The organism is Nocardia sp. NPDC004278, assembly GCF_053602975.1.
The window spans coordinates 224,796-241,075 of the sequence record NZ_JBSGEQ010000006.1 but is presented as its reverse complement, the minus strand read 5'-3'; the positions used below and the strand labels follow the sequence as shown (position 1 = coordinate 241,075).

Sequence of the window (16,280 nt, the reverse complement as noted above, 5' to 3'; positions counted from 1 at the left end):
GGTGCCGAACATGCGTCTGGCCTGCGTTTACGTGCTCTTGACAGCAAAAGGCCGCCGCATAGGCGATTCGCGCCATTGCGACGGCCTGGTGGTCGGTTGGTTGTTGAACGGCAGGCTCAGACTTTTGCCATACGCAGGCCGAGTTCGCGACGGAGTAGCTCTTGCGGGGTTTGGCGGGATAACACGCGCAGCACCGCCGGTCGTAGCTCCCGTTGTTCATCATCGGTGAGCAGTCCGACGAGGTCGCGCAGATCCATATCATCGAAGGCCGCGGTCATGAATAAAGGTTACGGCCAGCTTCACTGGTGGGAAGGCATTCGCAACCAACATTTACGACATGGTCACGCTGGTTCACCGTCGTAACGTGCGCGTGCCGCGAACACTTCGTCCATGCGTTCCTCGGCCCACATTTTTATGGCGCGCATCACAGGCTGCAGGCTGTGACCCAGCGGTGTGAGGCCTCCGTGGCCGCCTGGTCCTCGTCCCCTAGCCCCAAAAGGCGTCGAAGTCGACAACGGCCGCGCGCGCCGAAGTCCGAGCGCAGCGTGCGCGTAGTGGCCGACCCGTCAACGCAGACAAGCAGGATCGTGACGTCATATTTCGCCGGGACGACGCCCTGCCGATTCTGACGTGGAGATCGGGGTTAATCGGAGTCTGCAAGCATATCCAGGAAAGCGCGCATATCGTCGGCCTCCGGGACGCCGAGATCCGCGTACAGGCTCATCGCGATACCGGCGTATTCGCGCGCTCGACCGACGTCGCCGAGATCTCGGTACGCGCGAGCCAGCCCGTCGTTGGCGCGCGCTCGCTCGGGTAGGTTCAATGCCTCGTCGGCCAACGCCAATGCGGTGCTGTGCTTTTCGGCGGCTGAGCCAGGATCACCTGCGGTACAGGCTGTCTCGCCGAGGCCGTTGAGCGCGGACGCTTCATCGCCATGACTGCCCAGCATCCGATATAGGTCGCGGGCCCGGGAGTGGTTGTCTCTGGCCTCGTCCAGCAGGTCGTTGCGGCGGCACAGCGATCCCAGATAGTTCAGCACCAACGCCTCGCCGCGCTGATTGCCCACCTCGCGGTGCAGTGCCAGCGCGCGGTCGAGATGTGCACGGGCGTCGCGGTACTGGTTGTTGTCGGCGCCGAGCAGCATGCCGAGGTTGCCGAGCACGTGCGCCTCGCCGACTTTGTTACCCAGACGGTTGGCGAGCTCGAGCGCCTCGCGCAGGTATCGCCTGGCCTCGTCGTAGTCCCGTTTGCGCCACGCTACATTGCCGAGCGTGTTCAGCGCTCTGGCCTCTTGATAGCGATCCCCGGAGGCGCGGGCAATCCGCAGTGCCGCTTGCGAATGCGTGGTCGCCCACTCGTAATCGCCTTGTCGCCAGCAGGCCCAGCCCAGGTCGGTCAACGCTCTGGCCTCGCCGATCGAGTCGGCCAGCTGTCTGCTCGCCAGCAGTGCCACCTGGTGCAAGCGTGCGGCGTCGGAGTGGCGGGAGTTGCCGTCGAGATAGGGACGTAGGGTTTCAGCCGTGTCTCTGGCGTGCGCGGGCGTACCGTGGTCGGACGCGTAGGCCGCAGTGGTGATGAGGTTTTCGCGTTCCGCATCGAGCCACTCGGCCGCGTCCTCGGCGTCGTCCAGCGTCGTCAATCGGGCCGCGGAGGGCGGCAGCGGTTGGCGGTGATCGGCGCTGTAGGGGAACAGCAGATCCACCGCTGCCCGCGCGGTGTGCACGTAGTGGTCGAAAAGTCGTGACAGCGCGGCGGTTCGGGCATCGTCGGATTCGTCCACCGACACCATGGCGCGGGCATGCTGGCGCAGCAGGTCGTGAAAGGTATAGCGGCCGGGCTCGTATTGAGCTATCACATGAACGTCGAGGAGGTCTTCCAACAGCATTTCGGCGTCGTCCACCGAGATATCGGCCAGCGCGGCCGCTGCGCCGGGATCGATATCCCGCCCAGGGTGCAGGCCGAGCAGCCGGAACATCCGCTGCCCGTCCGCGCGAAGCTGCCGATAGGAGAGGTTGAAGGCGGCAACGACACCCCGTTCGGCCGTGGACAATTCGGCCAGCCTGCGCCGCTCCCCACGCAGCCGCCCCGCCAGATAGCCGACGGTCCACTGCGGACGGTGCAGTAGTCGAGCGGCGGCGATCCGCACCGCCAATGGCAGGAATCCGCACAGGTGCAGCACGTCCAGCACCGCGAGCGGTTCGGCGGTGGCGCGTTCGCCGACGATCCGGTCGAAGAGGTCGACAGCATCGCGTGCCGGCAGTGGATCGACCGACAATGCCCGAGCACCATCCAGGTCGACCAGCCGCCGCCTGCTGGTTATCAGGATGAGACTGTCCGCCCCGCCGGGCAGCAGCGGCCGGACTTGATCGGCATCCACAGCGTTGTCCAGCACCGCGACCACTCGCCGCCCGGCCAGTTCCGACCGCCACAGCGCGCCGCGATCGGCGGTGGTCTGCGGAATGCGTTCGGCGGGAATTCCGATCTGGCGCAACAGGATTTCCAGCGCCGCATCCGTCGCCACCGGTTGCCGGTCGATCGTGTGCGCTTGGAGATCGATGAACAGCTGACCGTCCGGGAATCGGTCGGCTACTCGGTGCGCGGTGTGTACGGCAAGCGCGGTCTTGCCGATGCCCGCCATGCCGTCGATCGTGGAGACGGTCGACGCGGTGCCGGTGAGTGGTGCGAGGAGGTGTTCGAGTTCGGCGTTTCGGCCCGCGAAATCCGGTATGTCGTAGGGCAAGAAGTTTGCACAACGTGGCACGGGTTCGGTGCGGGCGGCCAGTGCCGTTACGCGGGTGGCAGGTTCGCCGTCGTCACGCAATACTGCCTGCTCCAGCTCGACGAATGCGCGTCCCGGATCCAGACCCTGTGCCTGCGCGAGTGCCGTCCGGAACGATCGTGCGGCGGCGAGCGCATCGACCTGTCGGCCCGCTCGATGCAGTGCGAGTATCAGTTGACCGACCAGCTTCTCCCGCAGCGGGTTTGCGGTCACCATCGCTGCCAACTCGTCGAGCACCGCCTCGTGCCGGCCCAGCCCGAGTTCCACCGCGGTCAACTGCTCGAACGCCGCCAACTGCTTGTCCTGCAGGCGGCGCCGCGCGGGCGCGACGTAGTCGGCGTTCAGATCGGCGAGCGCCTCGCCGTGCCACAGCGCCAGCGCCGCACGCAGTTCCGCCACCGCGGCCGCGGGGTCGGAGGCGGCCAGCGATCGGCCGGCACCGACCCGGCTGGTGAATTCCTCGAGATCGAACTGCCCCGGCTCCGGCAGTGCAACGTATCCGGCAGATCTGGTCTGCAGTACCTGCGCCGCATCAGCTTCGCGCAACACCTTGCGGATCGCCGTCACCGCGGCGTGGATCTGCGAGCGCGCCGTGTCCGGGGGATCGGTGCCCCACATGGCCTCGATGATTCGGTCTGCGCTGCACACTCTGCCGACATTGACCAGGAGATAGGCGAACACTGCCCGATGTCTCGGCGCCGCGGCCGATTCGCGGCCGTCGACCACGATTTTCATTGGTCCGAGGACCGTAAAACGCACACCCATCTCGGCTCCATACAACACCCATCGTGAAGGCATCGCAAAAGTATCAACAGGCCGCAACACGCTGTTCCCATGCCGCAAATGCCCCCTATTGACCCGGAGAACGCGGGTGACGCTGCCGGACACCTCTTCACTGTCAGCCAGCAGCTGTTCGGCGTCACACCGAACAACGTCAAGGTGATGGCGCAAAGCCCGGCCGCCCTGCGGGGGTATGTCGCCCTTACCGAAGCGCTGGGCGGCAGCGAGATGCCGGCGTTCGCACGTTCGGCCGTCGGGCTGCTGGTCGCCCAGGAGCACGGGTGTGATTACTGCCTTTCGGCGCACAGCTTCCTCGGCAGCCGCCTCGCGGGGATGACCGAGGACGAGCTCAGCAACGCCCGATTCGGCGCGGCCGACGATCCGAAATACGCGGCGATTCTGGCCTTTGCGGCGGCACTGATCCGCCGCCGCGGCGCAATCACCGACGACGAACTCGCCACAGCCCAGGCGGAACTGGCGCCTACCGAACTCGTCGACGTCATCGCTCACGTGGCGCTGGCGATCTTCGACAACTACCTCGTCCTGGCCGGACGAGTGGACATCGACTGGCCGTTGGTCCGGCATACGGACCACGCCCACGACAAAAAGGAAGCGGAATGACTATGCCAGACAGCACGATCGCGGTAGCGGGCGCCACCGGACGGCTCGGCCGCCACGTCGTAGACGTGCTCACCGAGGCAGGGCACAAGGTCGTGGCGATGTCGCGGTCGACCGGAGTGGATGTGGTCACCGGTGCCGGACTCGCCGAAGCGTTGCACGGCGTGACCGCAGTGATCGACGTGTCGAGCACGCCGTCCTTCGAGCAGCAGGCAGCCACCGACTTCTTCACCGCTTCGGCCCGCAACCTGCACGCGGCCGCGCAAGCGGCCGGAGTGCGGCGGATCGTGGCCGTGTCCATCATCGGCATCGACGGCTCCACCGCTGGATACAACGCCGCGAAGCTGGTGCACGAGCAGGCACTGCTGGCGGGCCCGGTGCCGACGCGAATTCTGCGGGCCGCGCAGTTCCACGAGCTCGTCGAACAGATGATGCAGTGGGGCGCACAAGATTCGGTGATCTACATCCCGAAGATGCGTACCCAACTGGTCTCCGCACGCGCGGTCGCCGAACAGCTGGCCGAATTCGCGACCGGCCCATGGTCGGCGCACCGAGCAGGCTCGTTCCCGGAGATCGCCGGACCGCGCGCCGAATACCTGGCCGAGATGGCCCGGCTGGTGAACGCGCGACGCGGGGACGACAGGCCGATCGAGGAGGTCAGCGATCCGGCCAACCCCGACCGCGACCTGTACGAGAGCGGCGCTCTGCTCCCCGGGCCGGATGCCGTCCTGTCCGGTCCGTGCTTCGCCGACTGGCTCGACCAGCAGGCCCGCATCCACCACTGATTTCGAATTATCAACACCCCCGAGAGGAACACCTGACATGAACGCTCGCATGAAGAACCCCGCCATGGTCCTGCCCGACGCGATGAAGGGCATCAACACCCTCTACAAGGCCACTTATCAGGGCGGAGTTTCCGCCGAACTGCTGGAATTGGTTGCACTGCGGGTCAGCCAGATCAACGGGTGCAGCGCCTGTGTACACGCACACCTGGCGGGCGGTCGTAAGGCGGGGGCCGGCGACGAGAAGCTGTTCGCCGTCGCCGCGTGGCGAGAATCCGCCGAGTTCAGTGCGGCCGAGCGCGCGGCGCTGCTGCTGGCAGAGGTCGCCACCCGGATCGCCGACAAGTCCGAGGATGCCGTGCCGGACGCCGTGTGGGACGAGATCGCCGATCACTACGACGAAAACCAGCTCTCCGCGGTCATTCTCATGATTGCGCTGACCAACTTGTTCAACCGCCTCAACACCACCATCAAGGAGCCCGCGGGCGCCAGCTGGGCCTGAACGGAGTGTGACGATGACTTCACAGAACTCGCGATCAGACGCACTTTCTCGGATCCGGACCGCCGCGTACTGGGTGACGACGCTGCCGGTCGCCGCCGAGATGTTCAAAGGCGGCATGTGGGATCTGACCCGGGAGCCGTTCGCGGTCGAAACCTTCGATCAGTTGGGCTACCCCAGGTATTTCTTGACGATTCAAGGCGTCTGCAAACTGCCCATGGCCGCAGTGCTGCTGGCCCCGGGAATGCCGCGGCTCAAGGAGTGGGCCTACGCCGGTTCCCTCGCCGTCTATCTCGGCGGCGCGGCCTCGCATCTGGCGAACGGCAATCCACGCAAATTCGCCATGCCGGCAACGGTTCTCGCCGGATTCGCGGCCGCTTCATGGGCGCTGCGGCCGACGGCGCGCCGCGATCCGAGTCCCGACCCGATCGCGGCGACCTTGCGGATCGGGCGGGGCATCGTGCACGCCCTGCTCTCCGCACCGCCGCCGGAAGCGGCGCGTCCGTGAGCGCCGACCCCGTTGGCGCAACCGATCCATACCGTTCCACCAGGAGAAACCCGTGACCCTCGACATGACGACGATGTACGCCATGCACCATGCGCTGCGGCGCGAACTCGAATACATCGCCAAAATCGCCGATCGGATCGACGACGATCCGCGCAAGATCCTCGCCACCGCTGCCGGTTGGCAAATGTTCACCAAATCCCTTCTGGTGCACCACACCGCAGAGGATGACGCGCTGTGGCCGGTGATGCGGCAGACGCTCGCCGAGCGACCCGACGAGTTGGCACTGCTGGACGCCATGGAGGCCGAGCATGCCGTTATCGATCCGCTGCTCGAGCAGATCGACGCGACCTTCGCCGATCCCGACGGTGGCCCGGAACGCCTCGCCGGTCTGCTCGATGCCTTGGCGACCGGGTTGACCGGGCACCTGAAGCACGAGGAGGGCGAGGCATTGCCGCTGATTCAGGCGGTCGTGACACCGGAGCAGTGGCAGGCGTTCGGTCAGTTGCACGGCAGTCGCATCGGTCCCGCTGCTCCGCAACTGATTCCGTGGCTGCTGGACGGTGCCGACGAGCAGACGGTCCAAGTGCTGCTCGCCCCGCTGCCGGAGCCGGTGCGTGCCGCGTACCGCGATCAGTGGCAGCCCGCGTATGCCGCGCTCGATCGGTGGAGTGCGGGCACGGCGACTTCGTGAAGGCCGCAAGCCGCCCTCGGACCCGGGTATTCAGGCCGAGGGCGGTGCGTCGGCGGTTCGAGGCTCGCAATGCCGACTCGCCGAGCTGCGATTAAAGTACCGAACGGTATTGAGATGAGGGCATGTGCGATCACGCCGGGTCTTGCCGGACCTGGCGGCGTCGACGGAAACCTGAGATCGATGAGGAGAACCGTCGGATGCGCACTCCTACCTATGGCGAGGTCGAGGCGGCCGCCGCACGTATTGCCGGGGTAGTCCGGCCCTTGACCATCGCGCCGATGGGCCGGCAATCGGATGACGAGCAGGTCGCCGGTTCCCTCCGGGCGTCGACCGAGACGGGCGGCGCCGAAATTTTCCTGGGACTCGAATTCCTGCAGCACACCGGATCTTTCAAGGCTCGCGGCGCGGCCAACCTGATGGCGGGACTGATCGAAACTCGGACCATGCCGGATGCCGGTATCGTGTCCGCTACCGGCGCCAATGCCGATATCGGATTCGCTTGGGCGGCAAGGACATTCGACGTGCGGGCGACGGTGTTTCTGGCCGGTTCGACGCCTCGGGCCAAGGTAGCGCGGCTGCGTGGGTTGGGCGCCGAGGTTCGATTGGCAGGCGAAACACAGGATCACGCAAGGGAATCCGCCCACGAGTTCATGGCGAGCACCGGTGCGATCGACGCCTACACCTACGACGACAACCTGACCTCGGCCGGCGCGGGCACCATCCTGCTCGAATTCGTCGACGCGGTAGCCGGGTTGGACACGATCGTCCTCGCAGTTGGCGCGGGCGGCATGTTCTCCGGAATCGCCGCGGTCGCCGACCATTTCGGCATTCGAGTGGTCGGCACGGAACCCGATGGTAGCCGGGCGCTCAATGCCGCATTGGCTGCCGGCGCGGTGCTCGACGTGGACGTGGATTCCATCGCGGCCGATTCTCTCGGCGCGCCAAGGGTTTCCGCTGCCGCGCTGGCCTGGGCCACGGCCACAGACGTGCGCTCGGTAGTCGTCGACGACGACGCGATCGTACGGGCGCGTCGGCAGCTGTGGGAGCGGCATCGACTCGTCGTCGAACACGGCTCGGCGACCGGCTTGGCGGCGCTGGCTACCCGGGCATACCAGCCACGCGACGGTGAACGAATCGGTGTCGTGCTGTGTGGAGCCAATACCGATCCCAGCGACCTGGTCGACTGAGCGATCCGTCGCGGGCCCCGACCGCAACGCCGTACCGAAATACGCATCCGCATCGGTTCTATATCCCACAACGGACGTCTGAACCACGCGTGATTGTGTTCAGGCCGAAAGAAGTTGACTCACGCGCTGGTGCGAAATGCCTATCAGTGCCGCGATGTCGCGCACGGGCAGCCGCTTCGCGGCCAGTTCCTTGGCCAGCGCCGCCGACTTCACCGTGATCTGCTCTTGAATGTCATCGGCCTTGGCGCGCAATGCGCGCAGCTCCTCGGACCGTGCCAGCGCCTCGGTGGTCAGTCCGACATCATCGAGGACCACGCGGACCTCGACATTCGACGGTGCCACGTCCATGGTCACGGCGATGTAGTCCCTGGCTTCGCGCTCCACTTCGGACAGCCGCCGCGCTTGGGTCAGCGCGTCCTCGCCGAGTTCGGGAATGGCCAGTGCCCACCACCGGCCCTCGCGGGATACACGAACTGTGTAGGCCATCAGGCACCTCCTTGACAGTCGCACGACATGATCGCCTTGCGGATCACGCGGACCACGCCGGGACGTATCGTGCGATGTCCATCTGGAACGGTGATCGTGTGTCGACCGTCGCGGCATTGCCAGAGGCTGTGACTACCCTTGGCATCGCGCTTGCGGCTCCATCCGGCATCGGCCAACTCCTTGATGATCACACGGGTAGAGTGTTCCGCAATCATCAGTATTGTCTAGTTGATAGACGAAGACAAGTCTAGCAACTAGACGCTTGATCTGAATGGGGCTGGAATGCCCACCGCGCAGTGGGCTATCGGGCTCGGATCGGGTCCGATTTCTGCCAGCCGTTGACTGTTGCGACGGTTGTCGCAATGGTCGCGGGCTGGGCGGTGGGGGCGTAGGGGGTGAACTTTTCCAGGGAGCCCCAGTCGCGCTTCCAGTCGTGGTCGAGGTAGGTGGGGATGGTCTGGGACTTCAGCAGCAGTCCGGTCCAGCCGAGCGGTCCGCCGCCGATATCGTCCTGCCAGGCATTGGCGGCGTCGGAGCCGACGCGGTCGGGCAGGATGCGCCAGTTCGGGACCTCGGCGACGCCGTCGTGGTGGTCGAACGGGCGCTGGCAGGGGAAGGCGAGGCCGACATGCCAGTCGAGTAGGACCGGATCGGTCCGGCCGACAACGGAATTCAGGGTGGCCAGCTTGGGCAGCCGGGGCGGGGTGACGGCCAGCCACTGCTTCTTGGTGATGTCGTTGTCGACCGCGACCAGCCGCACCGCATTGACCTCGGTCGGCAACTTGTCCAGTGGCACACGGAGATTGCGCCAGGACGGGGCGGGCCCGATATCGAGCGGATCGACCGAACCGAGCGTCTGCACCGCACCGTCGGCTCCGCGCACGCCGTACTCCAGGTGCAGTTCCTGTCCGTAGGTGACAACGCCGTCGGCGTCGACCGAGCGGATGCGGCCCGCCGCGGTAATGGCGAGCACCCGGTAGGCCGGATCGTTGCGCATGCTGTCGGTCAGATCGAGCCGGTACCACTGTGAGGTCAGCGTGGCCTGCTGCTGCTCGTTCTCCTGGTAGCTACCCATGATCGGGGTCCGCGTCGGATCCAGTCCGAAGGGCAAGGCGACGGTGCTGCCGTTGATTCCGGCCTGCTGACTGGTGCCGCCGCCGGTACCGGCGCCGGTGGTGTTGGTGGTCTTGTTCTTCGAATCCTTATTGACCGAATTCGCACCGCCGGTCACCGTCTCCTCGGCATCGGCGGTGAGGTCGGCGGCCACGCCGCTCGGGATGAATCCCTTTGATTCCGTCGACAGTCCATCGGCGGGGGAGCCGGTGTAGGGGAGCAGCAGTGAGTCGGCGGTATCGGTCTCCACCAGCACCTCATTGGCGAGCGCGCAGGTATTTCCGTTCAGCGATTGGAGATTCGACTTCGCGATCGAGTACGCCGGGTACTGCGTGACCGCCGCCTTGGCCAGCGAGGCGACCTCGAACAGTACGAGCAGCGCAGCCGCGATGGTCAACGGCGCTGAGGCATAACGCTCGAAACGGCCCGGCGCATCGGACTTCTCGCGGTAGGGCGCGCGATAGTGCAGCCACACCGCGGCCACCAGCGCAACCGCGCTGAGCCCGAGGAACAGCGTGGAAAGGCCCTTACCCCCGATCAGCGGCGCCTTATCCCACCACGGCACGCCGTAACTGGAGACGTACCACCAGCCATTGGAGCCGGTGAAGGTGATCGCCAGCAGGAACAGCACCGCCGCCGCGAACAGTGCGCGGTTGCGCGGTGAGCGAATCCCATTGGTGCCGACCGCGACCGCCGCGAGCGCGGCCAGTGACCCGGCCAGTCCGGCGTATACGCCGAAGTGGTGGGTCCACTTGGTCGGGGTGAACATCATCAGCAGCAGCGAGGCGAAGACAATGCCGAGAATCCGCACCGACGGCCCACGCGACGTGCCGGGAATCCGCCCCTTCCGCAGCACCTGCAGCACACAGACCAGCAGGCACAGCAGCATGATCAGCACACCGAAGCGCCGGGCCAGCGATCCGTCCGGCGAGAGCATCAATAGCGAATCCCAGCGGGTCCGTTCGTCGAACCAGGCCACATTCGGCCCGACCAGGGTGCGCACCCGGGTCGCTTCCATGACCGTCGCCAGCGTCTGATCGGCGAAAACCACAACCAGCACGAGAGTTCCGGCCGCGAGTCCCGGCGCGAGCAGCGCCGCGTAGCGGAAAACGGAGGCCAGGCGCGAGGTGCTGTGATCGGCCGGAGCGGTGGCAGTCCGAGGTTCGGTATCGGCCAGGGTTCCCGCGGCATCGCGGGCCCGCCGGATAATGATCTGCAGCATCGGCCGCGACCCCGCGATCAGCGCCGCGACACAGATCAGCCCGGTCGGACCGGCCGCCAACGAGAATGCCGCGATCAGCACGCCGACCGCGGCGGGCAGCAGCCGCCCGGTGGCAATGGCCCGCTCGATCGAGCACCAGGTCAGCAGCGCGCCCGCGGCGATCAGCGGTTCGGGGCGCAGTCCGTTGTCATAGGGCAGCCAGAAGGCGAGGAAGACCAGCCCGGCCGTCCACAGCGCGACCTTATTCCTGCGCACCCGGGCGCCCAAGCGCGGCAGCACCTCTCGGCTGATCACCATCCAGCACACGATTCCGGCGGCCAGCGTCGGCAGCCGCATCCACGGGCTGGCATCGGAGATCTTGGTCATCCAGGCCAGTACCTCGTAGGACCAGCCGAACGGGGCCTCGGGCACCGCGAACCACCGGTAGTAATTGGCCATGTACCCGGAATGTTCGGAGACTCGGGCCATATTCAAGATGTAGCCGTCGTCGGAGGTGTTGGCGCCGATGAAATGCCACAGCACCAGGATGCCGAGCACCGCGGCATCGGCCAGGGTGAACCGCCACCAGTGCGCGGGCAGGAAGCGGCGGGCCCGCCGTCCATCGGCATTGTCGAGCAGATGCAGTGCGATCAGCGCGATGATGGTGCAGACCGCCGCGGCGATCATGGCTCCGAGTTTCAGTGCCGACGGTGTCGAGGAGAAGCGCGCGTCGATATCGGCGTGCAGTTTCGCGCCGTCGAGCTTCCCGGCGTCCAGATCGGTAAAGACGCCGACCACCTGCGGGCGGATATCACGGGTGACGGCATTGCGGAACGGCGTACCGTCCTGGCGTTTCACACCGACGAATTCCACCGTGGTCGCCGCCGCCGTCGAGTCGATGGTGACGGACTCGCATCCGGCGATCTCCGCGACGGGCGCCGACAGCAGCGGAATATCGCGCTGCAGCACCGAGAGCGTGCCATCGGCGATCGAGACGACCAGCCCCTTGGCGCTCGCCTGACCCGACGCGACCGGAATGGTCGACACAACCGTGCCCGGCCCGGCGGTGACCACCGAACACGGCAGCGTCGCATGCAGCCGCAGCGGCACATACGACACCAGTGCGGCCTCGACGCTGGTGCTGCTGCCCGCCTGCGGCCAGTCGAGCGCGGCCTGGTCCTGTTTCACCGGCAGCAACGGTGTCAGCAGCGCCAGCACGAATCCGAGAAGTCCGGAGACGAGGGCGATCAAGCGGTTGCGGGTGAACGCCGCAGAAGTTCGGTCCGGTCGCACGAGGGACCATGCTAACCACCCCCGCTGGTGACCCCCGCCACCGAGATGATCCATGCTCCGCACTCCGGCTAGCGCAGCGGCCGGACGTCCCAGAGCCACACGTCATCGACCTGTCGCGGCGCGAGGTCGAGCAGCTGGGTCATGGTGGTGCGCAGCACCTCGGAATTCTTGGTCGCGGGCAGTACGACCACATCGGCCTCCCAGAAGTGCAGATCGTCCAATGCCTGCGCCCGGGTCTCGGCGTCGATGGGCGGGACGTCGCCGGTGTCCTGGGCGCGGACCAGTAGGGCGGTGGTCGGGCGGAAGTCCGGTCCGTAGATGCCCTTCTTATTCGCGCCGGTCGGGCCGACGAAATAGCCTCCGGCCAGCGGGAAGTCGAAATTCGCGTCGGCCTGCCAGCGCAGCGCCTGCGCCCCGGCGGGGCGCGGTGGCGGCACCAGTACGACCGCACCGCCGCTCACATACTGCCGCACGGTCCCGTCGGCGAAGAACTCCGGCGTGGGCGCGCGCTCGATCACCGGAAGGATCGTCGGGGCGAGCGGAACCAACGCCAGGGCCAGCGCCGGGAACCAGGCCAGCGGCCGCCAATCGACCGGTGACCGCCGCCACCAGGTGACCGCCCGCTGCGTCGCCAGCGCGAGCACCGCCGCGATGGCCGGAATCGCCGCCATGGTGAGCCGGGTCTCCAGCACGGTATTGAGCAGCGGGACCTTTTCGGCCCACTGCCACGGCAATTCGATTCCGGTCGATTGCTTGCCCAACATGGCAACAGCACCCAGTGACAGCACACCGAAGACCACGATCACCGCGGCCGCGGCCCGGACCACCCGGTCGCGCCAGAACAGCGCGACCGTCACGACCAGCAATAGCAATAGCGGCCAGCCGAAGTAGGCATTCTGCTCGGTGTCGTTGATGGCCACATACTGTCCCGGCGCGAACAGCCCACCCAACGATTCGGAGGGGAACTGCACGATCGCCTTCAGATCGTTGCCCATCGGCCCGTGATCGATCGAGCGATAACTCTGCGGCCCGAAGAACTGCCACCACAGCGGAATCTCGGTGAGCATCAGGGTGATCACCGCCGCCAATGCGACGGTCGGCGCGACCGCGCGCAGTACCCGCCAGCCGGTGCGCGGTGTGTGCAGGTAGTACACGACGGCGAACAGCCCGAAGGCGAGCGCGAAGATCAGCAGCGGTTCCTCGCCGAGTGCGATCTGCGTCGCGACCAGCAGACCGAGCGCGACCGCATCGCGAACTCGCCTGCGCGGCCTGGTCTTTGCGATGCTCGCGCCGGAGTCGTCGGCCGGGTCCGCCGTCGCTCGGCGTGCGATCCGGATCAGCAGCAGGGCGATGACCGGCAGGAGCACCAGCATTACGAAGTTCGGGTGCGCATTGGCGTGCGAGATCATCGCGGGCGCGAATCCGCAGAACAATCCGCCGATCGCGGCGGCGAGCCGGGACCGCACCAACTCCCGCGAGAACAGCCAGTACCAGGCGATGGCGGTGCTGGCGAGCCCGAGCGTGAGCACGAGTACGAAGGTGACCGTCGGCCCGAACAGCAGCGTGACCGGCGTCAACGGCACCCCGACCCCGAACATGGCGGTATTGGCCATCATGTTCACCCCGGCCGGGAAGTTCTGCAGATTCGTGCCGAGCGGATTCTCCAGATGCGCCACCGAATGGGCGGTGACCGCGAAGAACCACTCCCACATGGTCTGGTCCTGACCACTCTTGATCAGATACCCGCTGTGGGTATTGCGCCACTGCCCCGAGAGCACCGTGGCGGCCAGCGCCAGATAGCCCGCCGAGACGACCAGATCACTCCGGCCGACCCGGATCCGTCTCCGTGTCGGCTCGGCCGTTCGCTGATCGGGTCCAGGCCCGCCAGCCGGTGTCGATCCCCTGGTGACGACGCCTATTGCCGGTGGTGCCTCGATCCGCAAAACAAACTTCTCCCGCTATCGGTTGAATCAGCCGTTCACCGTACCCAACTACCCTGTGTCCCGCCCGGCAACAGCTGCGGCTCGAGTGCCGCGAGGCTGCCGTCGGTCAATGCGGGTTCGGTTGGTCGGTCCCCGGCAAGTTACCCATGTCCTCGCGCAATCATGCGTCGACGACGAGACCGTTCACAGCGGTAGCACTGATGAATCGAGCGGGTCAGCGATTGACCACGACCAGGGTGAACGGGCCGATAACGGTGGTGGTGAAGTGCGGGTCAGCGAAGAGTTTCTTGGGGAAGCTCACCGTGTAGCGCTTCACATTGGGGTCGTTGGGGTAGACGTCCTTGGCCAGGCGCAGGGTGTAGTCGTCACCGCTGCTGCGGAAGAGGAACGCGTCCGGCGCGCGCCATGGGCTCTTGTTCAGCGCGTCGACCAGCGCGGTGGGGGATTCCAGCTTGCTCCAGGCCTCGATGGTCGCGGCGCGGCCGGCGAAATCGGCGAGCGGGTTCGCGTAGTGCGAGGTGAGTGCCTGGAAACCGTAGTACGGGTAGAAGGAAAGGAAGCTCGTATCGGCGGTGAGTACGACCGAATCCGAGCGCGGTCGGCCGGTCTGTGCGAGCAGTGCCGCATCGATATCGCGGTAGTGCGCCGCCGCGCCGGGAGCCCGCTTATCGGCGCGCTCGCCATGGCCGTCGGTATCGGTGTAGGCGGTGGTGATCTCCGGCTTCAGCACCCGCGGGATGTCCTGGGTGAACGCGAGCGCGCCGACGACGGCGACCGCGACCACAGCGATCTTGAACCGCCCCGGCTCGTTCAATGCCCGGTAGGCCTCCCGTGCACACTCGACGAAACCGAAGGCACCGGCCGCCGCGAGCAGCACCTCGAGCACCGGCGTCAGCCGGAACGAGAGCAATGTCGTGCCCGCTGCGGTCGCCGTCATCGACAGCAGGCACCACAGGTAGATCGCCACCACACCGATGCCGAGCGCCTGCGCCCGCCGTGACGATCCGGCCCGCAGCACCAGCCATGCGGTCCCGAGCAGGAAGAAAGCGCCGGGCAGCGAGAACTCCGCCATCGGCAATGGCAACTCCGCCCCGCCTTCCGGCAGATAGTGGAACGCCGTCCCCGAACTCGGCATCGTCCCGCTGAGCATCTTCAGTACGAAGGGCAGCCACACGACCAGCGCGACCACACCCGCGATCGCGCCGATCGCCACCAGCCGGACCAGCGGCGGCACCGCCGCCCGCCACACCGCACCCGATCCGGCCCCGCGCCGAGACCGGTGCACCGCGAGCCCCGCCGAGACCAGACCCATCAGTCCGACCGCGAAGGCCGCCACCGCGAAGTACAGCGTGTAGAAGGAGGCCGCCATCCCGAGGAACAGACCGGCGCCGAGCACCGCACCCCAGCCTCCGGCCGTTTCGGTACTTGCGGGCTTTGCGCCGCGATCCGCACCACCGTCATCCGCGCTGTCGACCGACGCGGCTGCGCCATCCCATGCTGCGGCGCTGCTCGCGATGTCATCGGTACTCGGTGCCGCAGCGTGACCTGACGCGACAGCGCCACCGGTCGCCGCTTCGACATCCGATGCCGTGCCCGCAACGGCGCTGGTCACCGCGAGCGGGCGGTACAGCGCACCCCACGCGAGTACCAGCGCGGGTGGCAGCAGCAGCACGATGACCGCGCTGTAGGCCTCCGGCGACGCGTAGGCCACCGTCACCGCGGTCGTCGCCGCGGTGACCCCGATCGCCCAGTCGGCGCGAATCAGCTTGGACCACAGGACGCATGCGATTACCGCGACGACCGCGAGCGACCCGATCGCATACGGCTTGAACGCCTCCCAGCCATCCATCCCGAGCACATTCGCCACCCGACCGCCGATCCAGAACCACCCGGCGGGATAGAACGGGGGCAGGTCGGCGTAGGTCATATCGTGCAGTGCCGCGCCATCGGTCAGCCGCGTCAGATATTCGGTGCGGAATTCCTGATCCACCGAGATGCCGAACAGATACAGCTTCGTCGCCGCCAGCGGCATCCCGAGCGTCACCGTGACGAACGTCGAAATCCCCACCCACGACAGCGTTTTCGCGACCCAGGGCCACCGCCGCGCCCGCACCAGCCAGATCGCCACCCCCAGCAGCACCGCGGCCCCGACCTGCCCGACGGTGGTCAGCGCACGGGTCACATTGGACGAATTGAACGCTGGCCACTGCACCATCGAAAACGCCACCAGCCCAATGGCGGCCACCACCGTCGCGACCACCGCGGCCAGCACCGCTTCACCCACCCCGGAGCCGATATGCCGAACCAGCAGCGCCCCACGGCCGCGCTCCGGTGCGGAGTGCTCGGCGCGTTCTGCCGTGATTGTGCTCAACGGAGTGCTCCTTCGACAATGCGACGGCT

General features: G+C 66.8%; 13 protein-coding genes. 6 read left to right on the top strand and 7 right to left on the bottom strand.

All coding sequences use genetic code 11. The features are described 5' to 3' along the window. Window positions 1-116: 116 nt before the first annotated feature. Entirely contained in the window at window positions 117-278 is a 162-nt protein-coding gene (locus ACWEO2_RS12115; RefSeq protein ID WP_354960027.1) for a hypothetical protein, read from the bottom strand. A 365-nt stretch (window positions 279-643) separates the two neighbouring features. After that, complete coding sequence (locus ACWEO2_RS12110) at window positions 644-3,514, bottom strand: AfsR/SARP family transcriptional regulator (protein WP_452405320.1); 2,871 nt, start codon at window positions 3,512-3,514, stop codon at window positions 644-646. Window positions 3,515-3,622: 108 nt separating this feature from the next. Here ACWEO2_RS12110 and ACWEO2_RS12105 point away from each other — a divergent pair, with 108 nt between their 5' ends. The 6 genes from ACWEO2_RS12105 to ACWEO2_RS12080 all read left to right on the top strand — a co-directional run bounded on the left by ACWEO2_RS12105 (window position 3,623) and on the right by ACWEO2_RS12080 (window position 7,844). Next, window positions 3,623-4,180, top strand: coding sequence for a carboxymuconolactone decarboxylase family protein (locus tag ACWEO2_RS12105; protein ID WP_452405319.1), 558 nt, complete (start codon window positions 3,623-3,625; stop codon window positions 4,178-4,180). Then, complete coding sequence (locus ACWEO2_RS12100; RefSeq protein ID WP_452405318.1) at window positions 4,177-4,962, top strand: SDR family oxidoreductase; 786 nt, start codon at window positions 4,177-4,179, stop codon at window positions 4,960-4,962. Before ACWEO2_RS12105 ends, ACWEO2_RS12100 begins: the two co-directional genes overlap by 4 nt. Before the next feature lie 37 nt (window positions 4,963-4,999). Then, on the top strand, window positions 5,000-5,461 hold the full coding sequence (locus ACWEO2_RS12095) for a carboxymuconolactone decarboxylase family protein (protein WP_452405317.1): 462 nt from the start codon (window positions 5,000-5,002) through the stop codon (window positions 5,459-5,461). Between the two features lie 13 nt (window positions 5,462-5,474). Next, window positions 5,475-5,966, top strand: coding sequence for a DoxX family protein (locus tag ACWEO2_RS12090; RefSeq protein WP_452405316.1), 492 nt, complete (start codon window positions 5,475-5,477; stop codon window positions 5,964-5,966). 52 nt (window positions 5,967-6,018) lie between these two features. Then, the gene (locus ACWEO2_RS12085) at window positions 6,019-6,657 is read left to right on the top strand and encodes a hemerythrin domain-containing protein (RefSeq protein WP_452405315.1); all 639 of its coding nucleotides are present in this window, start codon (window positions 6,019-6,021) and stop codon (window positions 6,655-6,657) included. A gap of 197 nt (window positions 6,658-6,854) precedes the next feature. Next, window positions 6,855-7,844: a pyridoxal-phosphate dependent enzyme gene (locus ACWEO2_RS12080; protein ID WP_452405314.1), complete on the top strand. Its 990-nt coding sequence runs from the start codon at window positions 6,855-6,857 to the stop codon at window positions 7,842-7,844. Window positions 7,845-7,943: 99 nt separating this feature from the next. Here ACWEO2_RS12080 and ACWEO2_RS12075 read toward each other — a convergent pair whose 3' ends face one another. The 5 genes from ACWEO2_RS12075 to ACWEO2_RS12055 form a co-directional block, all read right to left on the bottom strand. Then, window positions 7,944-8,330: a hypothetical protein gene (locus tag ACWEO2_RS12075; protein WP_452405313.1), complete on the bottom strand. Its 387-nt coding sequence runs from the start codon at window positions 8,328-8,330 to the stop codon at window positions 7,944-7,946. Further along, window positions 8,330-8,521 carry a type II toxin-antitoxin system HicA family toxin gene (locus tag ACWEO2_RS12070; protein ID WP_452405312.1) on the bottom strand — a complete coding sequence of 64 codons (192 nt, stop codon included), beginning with the start codon at window positions 8,519-8,521 and terminating at the stop codon, window positions 8,330-8,332. The genes ACWEO2_RS12075 and ACWEO2_RS12070 overlap by 1 nt, the downstream gene beginning before the upstream one ends. Window positions 8,522-8,631: 110 nt before the next feature. After that, window positions 8,632-11,937, bottom strand: coding sequence for an arabinosyltransferase domain-containing protein (locus ACWEO2_RS12065; RefSeq protein WP_452405311.1), 3,306 nt, complete (start codon window positions 11,935-11,937; stop codon window positions 8,632-8,634). A gap of 68 nt (window positions 11,938-12,005) precedes the next feature. Then, the gene (locus tag ACWEO2_RS12060; protein WP_452405433.1) at window positions 12,006-13,856 is read right to left on the bottom strand and encodes a glycosyl transferase; all 1,851 of its coding nucleotides are present in this window, start codon (window positions 13,854-13,856) and stop codon (window positions 12,006-12,008) included. Between the two features lie 238 nt (window positions 13,857-14,094). Continuing rightward, window positions 14,095-16,188 carry a galactan 5-O-arabinofuranosyltransferase gene (locus ACWEO2_RS12055; protein WP_452405432.1) on the bottom strand — a complete coding sequence of 698 codons (2,094 nt, stop codon included), beginning with the start codon at window positions 16,186-16,188 and terminating at the stop codon, window positions 14,095-14,097. Between the last annotated feature and the right edge of the window lie 92 nt (window positions 16,189-16,280).

Coding starts and splice junctions, on each gene's coding strand:
- ACWEO2_RS12075 (WP_452405313.1), bottom strand. CDS start 8,330: ATGGCCTACACAGTTCGTGTATCCCGCGAGGGCCGGTGGTGGGCACTG.
- ACWEO2_RS12080 (WP_452405314.1), top strand. CDS start 6,855: ATGCGCACTCCTACCTATGGCGAGGTCGAGGCGGCCGCCGCACGTATT.
- ACWEO2_RS12095 (WP_452405317.1), top strand. CDS start 5,000: ATGAACGCTCGCATGAAGAACCCCGCCATGGTCCTGCCCGACGCGATG.
- ACWEO2_RS12090 (WP_452405316.1), top strand. CDS start 5,475: ATGACTTCACAGAACTCGCGATCAGACGCACTTTCTCGGATCCGGACC.
- ACWEO2_RS12100 (WP_452405318.1), top strand. CDS start 4,177: ATGACTATGCCAGACAGCACGATCGCGGTAGCGGGCGCCACCGGACGG.
- ACWEO2_RS12115 (WP_354960027.1), bottom strand. CDS start 278: ATGACCGCGGCCTTCGATGATATGGATCTGCGCGACCTCGTCGGACTG.
- ACWEO2_RS12110 (WP_452405320.1), bottom strand. CDS start 3,514: ATGAAAATCGTGGTCGACGGCCGCGAATCGGCCGCGGCGCCGAGACAT.
- ACWEO2_RS12105 (WP_452405319.1), top strand. CDS start 3,623: ATGCCCCCTATTGACCCGGAGAACGCGGGTGACGCTGCCGGACACCTC.